The 7,387-nt window shown below is 33.6% G+C and carries 7 protein-coding genes; 4 read left to right on the forward strand and 3 right to left on the reverse strand.

Annotation, left to right across the window (positions count from 1 at the left end):
* Window positions 1-108: 108 nt before the first annotated feature.
* From HOG71_11415 to HOG71_11425, 3 genes are all read right to left on the reverse strand, one after another.
* Entirely contained in the window at window positions 109-1,755 is a 1,647-nt protein-coding gene (locus tag HOG71_11415) for a hypothetical protein (protein MBT5991447.1), read from the reverse strand.
* 5 nt (window positions 1,756-1,760) lie between these two features.
* On the reverse strand, window positions 1,761-2,663 hold the full coding sequence (locus HOG71_11420) for a T9SS type A sorting domain-containing protein (GenBank protein ID MBT5991448.1): 903 nt from the start codon (window positions 2,661-2,663) through the stop codon (window positions 1,761-1,763).
* 163 nt (window positions 2,664-2,826) lie between these two features.
* The gene (locus HOG71_11425; protein MBT5991449.1) at window positions 2,827-3,183 is read right to left on the reverse strand and encodes a hypothetical protein; all 357 of its coding nucleotides are present in this window, start codon (window positions 3,181-3,183) and stop codon (window positions 2,827-2,829) included.
* A 435-nt stretch (window positions 3,184-3,618) separates the two neighbouring features.
* Here HOG71_11425 and rlmB point away from each other — a divergent pair, with 435 nt between their 5' ends.
* From rlmB to HOG71_11445, 4 genes are all read left to right on the forward strand, one after another.
* Window positions 3,619-4,362, forward strand: a complete 744-nt coding sequence (rlmB, locus tag HOG71_11430) for a 23S rRNA (guanosine(2251)-2'-O)-methyltransferase RlmB (protein MBT5991450.1) — start codon at window positions 3,619-3,621, stop codon at window positions 4,360-4,362.
* A gap of 120 nt (window positions 4,363-4,482) precedes the next feature.
* Window positions 4,483-5,565, forward strand: a complete 1,083-nt coding sequence (locus tag HOG71_11435; GenBank protein ID MBT5991451.1) for a glycosyl transferase — start codon at window positions 4,483-4,485, stop codon at window positions 5,563-5,565.
* Between the two features lie 163 nt (window positions 5,566-5,728).
* The gene (locus tag HOG71_11440; GenBank protein ID MBT5991452.1) at window positions 5,729-6,607 is read left to right on the forward strand and encodes a bifunctional 5,10-methylene-tetrahydrofolate dehydrogenase/5,10-methylene-tetrahydrofolate cyclohydrolase; all 879 of its coding nucleotides are present in this window, start codon (window positions 5,729-5,731) and stop codon (window positions 6,605-6,607) included.
* Between the two features lies 1 nt (window position 6,608).
* Window positions 6,609-7,253 (forward strand): 7-carboxy-7-deazaguanine synthase QueE, encoded by a 645-nt coding sequence (locus HOG71_11445; protein ID MBT5991453.1) that lies wholly within the window; start codon window positions 6,609-6,611, stop codon window positions 7,251-7,253.
* The last annotated feature ends 134 nt before the right edge of the window (window positions 7,254-7,387 follow it).

Here is a 7,387-nt window from a genome sequence, read left to right on the forward strand (position 1 = left end):
TAAACCAAAGCCATTGAAATATTGATAACTTTTTAAACGCTAAAGCTAAAAGTTACCAACATTACAACAGCATTATGAATATTATTATAAATTTGAAATTAAAGGAAATTATAACCAGACAGAGTTTGATTTACACTCCCCATTTACAGAAATCCTTTTATCGGTTCCATTGTCATGCATACCTACAATGAATATATTTGGATCTTTTTGAGAAATTGCGACTGAGTAGATTTGACTTAACTGCAAACCAGCTGTAATATCAGCATCTTCTCTGCCCGTTGGGGTCTTAATTGATCGATTAATACCTCCATCATTTCCAATGAATACTACCTCATTACCATATTCATCAATTGAATATGCAAGACATCTGATATCAACATGTCTGTAGTGAATATATGGTTTAAAATCTGAAGAAACATAATCCTCAAGCACAATATCAGAAGACTGTTTAATAAAATTACCTAAATCAACATATCCAATAAAAAATACTTCGTCAGGTGTAAGAAGAAAATCGCCATGAGTTTCATAGGTTCTTATTTTAATTTTATTGCCATTGGCATCATTTGTATTATTCTGAATTACCCCAAATGGACTTAGTGTTGTTCCATCCCAAGTTTCAATATATATATCCTGTACATTTTGGTTTGAACTACAACTTGATTTTTTTTCTTCAATATAAACAATATATGCAAGTTTGCTTAATGGATCTTTATCGAATTCAGCTTGTAATCTTCCAATAGGACAAGTATATGTTGGGATTTGAATTAGTGACCAAGAATCACCACCATCATCTGAATAGTAGAAACCAAAATTCGTACTATTTCCAACTAGATTGTACCCTTCAATAATTAGCTCAAGATTATTATTTGGATTTGATTTAATGTGGTTAAATAAAATATTGCTTTGTGCAGGTAATTCAACAGTCCAGGTTGTACCTTCATTAATTGATTTATAAATAGTCGAATTGGTAGTTACTATCAGGCTAGTTGGGTTAGTATTAAGAAATTCTATTGATGTCAAATGCTCGTTTGACAAATTAATTGTACTAGTCGAAATAGGCTCCCATGATGCACCTCCATCATTTGACTTAAAAATGCCATAGCTATGCTTATCATACGAGAGCAATCCATTTGCGTATGCCGTTGTTACAACATATATGTTATTGGTGTTATTTGGATCAACTGCTATATCCCAAACTCCACCATAAACAACACTATTATCTGTAATACACTCCCATACGGGTTTATCATCCATTGCATTTTCCGTTTTCCACAAGCCTCCAGTACATGCTCCAGCAAGCACATAGTGTGGATTATCTGGTGCAACCCAGATACTTTCAATCATACCAATTCCTTCTCCATTTTCATATTTAATTAAGTTAGTTCCATCAATTTCGAACTCTTGTTCCGGATTGTTTAATTCTCCTATATACTTCCAATTTTGATTTATTGAATTGGTTACACTTCTATACAGGTTGTCATTTCTATATCTTTTATCTATTGCTTTTTTCAAACCTGTAGTATATGCATCAAGTCTTCCGTTATTATCAAGTCTTGTTGATAAATACCATTCTGCCCTTCGAATATTTTTTATTGTTCGCTCATCCTTCTGTATCTCATTACTACTAATTATTTTAAACTTTTCATCATAGTTCAGTGATTTATTTGTAAAAATTTTAATAATTGTGTCATTATTTTGACAGAACAAATTCGTCAGTATAAATACGAAGACGATCGATAAAGTAATCTTTTTCATTTCTTTTAGTTTATTATCTTAATAGATTGAGATTCTTTCGTTTTCAAATTGTACAGATAAATGATGTAGAGACCGCTGCCAATATTCAATAGTGAAATATCAATTGTTCTGGAGTTTGGTGTAAAATCTGTAACAACCTTTCTTCCAGATATATCAAATATTGAAATAATAATATCTGAATGGCATCCAACAATTGGTGCCATATAATAATCTCCAATTGATGATTTGAAAATTATTTTTTGCGTTTGATATTCTTTAATATCTGTATATGCAATATTAGCTCTGATGTTATCGATAATAATTCCTTCAGTAGGTGCCTGTTTAATTGCATTAAATTTAAATTTAAAATATATTGAATCAGGATCATCTACAACTTTATGATATAATGAAAAACGAAGATCAATTAAGCAACTTATCCAGTCTGCATGATATCCATTTAAAGGAGGTTCTGTATAAATAGTTGAATCAGCTATTCTGGTATAATAACTAAATATCCAGAGGTTTGTGTCAAATATAGAATTCCAACTATTACCATAATCAAAAGAAACTAAAAATTCAGCTGATTCTGAGATATCTGCATCAACCTTATAATAAAAATGTAAGAAGCAATAATCCTTTGGATCTAATGGAGGAATAATATGATAAACAATTGTGAATGAAGAAGACAAAGTGTCACTATTCATTAGATTTTTATCAATATAAATAGCGTTTTCGGATTGAAAAGCTTCATTAAATACAATTCCATTTGGGTTTCCGATTTTCCAAAAATTTGAAGATGCAGAATCCATGAAGAGATTTATCCCAAAGTCAGGACCAGAAGTGTTGTCAAATCCTAATTTTCCACCTTGTGAAAATACAGATGTTGAAAGTAGACATGATAGTACTAATGTAAGAAAAATCCTTTTCATGAATATAAATTAAAAAGTTTAACAAAAATATAATTATAAAGAGTGTATTCAACTGCATGAAACCTAAATCGCCAAAAACAGCTCAATTTCGGCCATAAATGCAGGAGATATGGCCAAAAATGACCACTTATCGGGCATATAATAATATGTAGCTTACCGATCATTAGGTTTCGATTATTTTTCTCGTCATTTCTTTGATCCTCACACAAAGCTTCCTGGCATTTTTCTCTGAAATGGGAACTGATTCAGCGATATGTTTCATTTTTAATGTCGGTTTTGGGCAATTTGTGATTAATTCAAGATGCATAAGGTTTATTATAAGATGTCGGTTTATTGCAATAAAGCCATAATGTTCAGTGATTTTCCTCAATTCTGACAATTTCATATGCAAAATAACCTCATTACCAATAGTCGTGAAACATATAAAAAAATCTTCACATTTTTTTAGCATAACTATTTCATCAGGATCGGCAATTAACTTTCCTTCAGCTATAGTAAAAACTAATTTATTAAGATTCATAGTTTTAGTTTTTTTTTCATTTCACCAATGGATTTTCATATCCATTTTACATAAAACATCTCATAAGGTATGATATCTCTTTTCGAATATTCGAAGCTAAGATGTGTTATTGTTATAAACAATAGAAACTGTGTAAGTGCGACCGTTTTCTTCGTAAGTGTGACCTAAATGATGAATTGATATGAAAGATGAAAGGCTGGGGAAGATGGAAAGACTGGGAAAGATGAAAGATTGGGAAAGATTAGAGACAATGAACCTAAAAGACGGATGTGAATTGCTTTATTGTGGAATTGACAATACCAGCTTGAAATTGTAGAACAAGATTTGACAACTTTATAAAAGTTGTCAAATCTGAACAGTTCGCAATGGAATACATCATAAATAAAAGCTGCGTATTTTTGCATTCGTTTTCAAATGATTAGCAAACACAATTAAATGGCAAAACGTAAAGATTTAATCAAAGGGATACATGCAATTGAAGAAGCAATAACGAGTGGACATCCAATCATCAAGCTTTTAATTCAAAAAGACATCCGAAACAGTGCAATTAATACCATTGTAGCTCAGCTTCGAAAAAGCAATGCAACTATCCAATATGTACCAAAAGAAAAACTAAACCGACTGAGTTCTGAGGGACATCAGGGTATTATTGCGATTACATCTCCCATTGAATTTGTTGATTTGGACATGCTGATTCCTGTTTTATATGAACAAACAAAAGCTCCCTTGGTTTGTGTGCTGGATGGTGTGACCGATGTTAGAAATTTTGGCGCTATTGCCCGTAGTGTGGCCTTTATGGATATCGATGCCTTGATTATCCCCTCAAAAGGATCAGCAGAAATCAATGAAGAAGCTATCAAAACATCAGCTGGTGCACTGCTTAAAATTAATGTGTGTAGGGTAAATGATTTGACAGATACAATATCCTTTTTAAAAAATAGTGGTTTACAAATTTTAGCAGCCACCGAAAAAGCAGACGACTTAATCGGACAGGTTGATTTTAGTCTGCCCAGCTGCATTGTATTAGGAGCTGAAGATACTGGTATTAGTCAAAGTATTTTACAGAAAAGCGATTATATGATTAAAATACCTGGTAGAGGTTTGGATTCGTTGAATGTATCTGTTTCTGCTGGTGTTGTTTTTTATGAGGCAGTAAGACAAAGGAGTGGAAGTGCCTAGAGTTATAAGTGACTAGAGTGCCTAAAGTTGGGAGTGCCTCAAGTTCTTTGGAATTATTTTTCAAAAACTTTACAATAAAGATTTGAAAACAGGATATTTGAAAAAATTAAAAATCAAAAATTGAAGATCGCTTTTATTGTTCAAGGAGAAGGTCGTGGTCACCTGACACAAGCTATTTCTTTACAAGAGATACTGGAAACAGCCGGACATGAAATCAGCATTGTTTTAGCAGGAACAAACGCACAGCGAAAACTCCCCCCTTTTTTTGTTAATCATTATCAGGATATACTAACAACCTATCAAAGTCCTAACCTCGTAAAAGACAAAAACAAGAAATCAGTCAGACTAGGCTATTCTCTGATTCATAATATTTTACAAACCCCTCTTTTTCTAAAGCAACTAAAGAAAATTGATAAGTTGATCAATCAAAAAGACATTGATTTAATCATTAATTTTCATGAAATTTTGTGTGGGTTTTGGTTTTTGTTTTACAGACCAAAAGCGCCAATTGTTTCTATTGCCCACCAATATATATATCCTCATTTCCGTTTCTTTTACCCTAAAATGTCACGTTTTAATAAGTTTTCATTGGAGACTGTCAATTCCTTGACAACCATGGGATCGAAGAAAAATCTGGCTATAAATTTTATACAGTGGGAAAATTTGAGTTGGGATAAATTGTTTGTGATTCCACCCTTAATCAGGAATCAAATTAAATCGTTAAAAACGGAAAATAAAGAGCACTTGTTGGTTTATCTCTTAAATCCGGGATATGCTGATCAAATAATCCTCTGGCACGAAAATCACCCTGATCAGGAAATTCATTGTTTTTGGGATAAAGAGGATGTTGAAGAAGAATACATACACAGTAAGAACCTGACATTTCATAAGCTTAATGCTGATAAATACATAAAATATTTGGCCACATGTAAAGGCTTGGCAACAACAGCTGGTTATGAAAGTATCTGTGAAGCCATGTATCTTGGCAAACCCGTATTAATGGTTCCAGTGCATAATCATCCTGAACAATTGATCAATGCAGTGCAGGCAAAAGCTGCTGGAGCTGGCATAATGTCCAACTTTTTTGACTTACACGAATTGGTTCATTTTGCAGATCGTTACAAAGCTAATCCTGCTTTTAAAACTTGGGTAAACTATGCTTCAGAGCTCATTCTTCAAGAACTCAATAATTTGGACGAATAGCCTTATAATTTATTTGCTGAGCTTTATTTATCTACTAAATTTGTCTACAAGTTGAAGGGAGCTCTAAAAACTCCATTAACCCTCTACTATATATAGAGAGGATAGGGTGAGTCAATAAAAAAATGTTTTTAGAAATATCCTTAAATCATGTTAAAAAATTGCTATGGTATTATTGGATGGAAAAGCTTTATCAGATAAGATAAAAGACAGTCTTGCATTGGAAGTAGAAAAGCTCACTTCAGCTGGAATTCGTCCACCTCATTTATCCGCTATTTTAGTTGGTGAAGATCGGGCAAGTCAATCTTATGTTAGGGGAAAAATGAAGTCCTGTGAACGCATTGGATTCGAATCCAGTTTGTTTACATATAATACTGACGTTTCAGAAGAAGAGTTATTGGAGAAAATTGAGGAATTAAATACGGATGATGAGATTGATGGTTTTATCGTTCAGCTTCCCCTGCCAAGTCATATTTCGGAAAACAAAGTTATAGAAGCAATCAGTCCCGAGAAAGATGTGGATGGTTTTCATCCCATCAACATTGGACGGATGGCAAAAAATCTGGATGCCTTGTTACCCGCAACACCCAGTGGTATATTAGAAATATTAAAAGCTTACCAATTAGAAACATCTGGTAAGCATTGTGTAGTTATTGGCCGAAGTAATATTGTAGGTATGCCCATGAGTATTTTAATGGGTCGCAAGAACTATCCCGGTGATTGTACAGTAACATTGGTGCATAGCCGCACGAAGAATGTGAAAGAAATTTGTCAAACAGCCGACATACTAATTGCTGCCATTGGCAAAGCCTATTATGTGACCAAAGATATGGTTAAACAAGGAGCTATTGTTATTGATGTTGGTATAAACGATGTGGATGATCCAGGTAGTGCAAAAGGATATAAATTAGTAGGTGATGTGGATTTCGAACATGTAGCTTCTAAATGCTCTTATATTACTCCTGTTCCGGGAGGTGTAGGTGCCATGACTATTGCGTCATTGCTCCAAAACACACTGATAGCAGCACAAAAAAGGAGGATGTAATATGTCGGCAGAGTCAGGTAAATTACTTAATAAATTAGAGATTCCTGAGAATCAGATTCCTGTGAATGAAATTTTCACCTCTGTTCAGGGAGAAGGATTTCACCATGGAAAAGCAGCTTTTTTTATTCGCTTTGCCGGTTGCGATATTGGATGCATTTGGTGCGATAGCAAAGATGCCTGGTCGATGGAAGAATCGGACTTGATGTTTATTGATGATATTGTTGCACAGTCTATCGAATCAAAACTTGATTTGGTGGTTATTACAGGTGGAGAACCCCTAATTTATGATTTATCAAAACTTACCAATGCGTTGGTAAACCAAGGAAAAAAGATTCATATCGAAACTTCAGGCGCCTATCCTATCTTTTCCAAATTCGACTGGCTGAGTCTTTCTCCAAAGAAGGTACACCTTCCCCATCAAGATGTTTATCACAAAGCCAATGAATTAAAAATTGTGGTCAACGACTCTACTGATCTTGCCTTTGCTCAACAAGAATCAGAAAAAGTAAATGCTGATTGTCATTTATTTCTTCAACCTCAGTGGAAGCAGCTCAAACAAAGTCTTCCAAGCATCCTTGAGTTTATTAAGATTAATCCAAGCTGGCGGTTGAGCCTTCAAAATCATAAGTTTTTGGGGATAAAGTAAATTACAGACTTATATTTGATATCAATCCTGTCCTAAATAAATTTCAGAACGATAAGAATGTCTAAATCAAGATAAAAAAGGATTATAATTGATGATTTTCAAAAAGCACCCCCTGTATATGTACTTGATTTCTA

The sequence above is a fragment of the Bacteroidota bacterium genome, assembly GCA_018698135.1.
In the GTDB taxonomy this organism is placed as follows: domain Bacteria; phylum Bacteroidota; class Bacteroidia; order CAILMK01; family JAAYUY01; genus JABINZ01.

What these genes read in the sequence shown, in the direction of transcription:
- HOG71_11415 (MBT5991447.1), bottom strand. Translation starts at nt 1,755, where the DNA reads ATGAAAAAGATTACTTTATCGATCGTCTTCGTATTTATACTGACGAAT.
- HOG71_11420 (MBT5991448.1), bottom strand. Translation starts at nt 2,663, where the DNA reads ATGAAAAGGATTTTTCTTACATTAGTACTATCATGTCTACTTTCAACA.
- HOG71_11425 (MBT5991449.1), bottom strand. Translation starts at nt 3,183, where the DNA reads ATGAATCTTAATAAATTAGTTTTTACTATAGCTGAAGGAAAGTTAATT.
- rlmB (MBT5991450.1), top strand. Translation starts at nt 3,619, where the DNA reads ATGGCAAAACGTAAAGATTTAATCAAAGGGATACATGCAATTGAAGAA.
- HOG71_11440 (MBT5991452.1), top strand. Translation starts at nt 5,729, where the DNA reads ATGGTATTATTGGATGGAAAAGCTTTATCAGATAAGATAAAAGACAGT.
- HOG71_11445 (MBT5991453.1), top strand. Translation starts at nt 6,609, where the DNA reads ATGTCGGCAGAGTCAGGTAAATTACTTAATAAATTAGAGATTCCTGAG.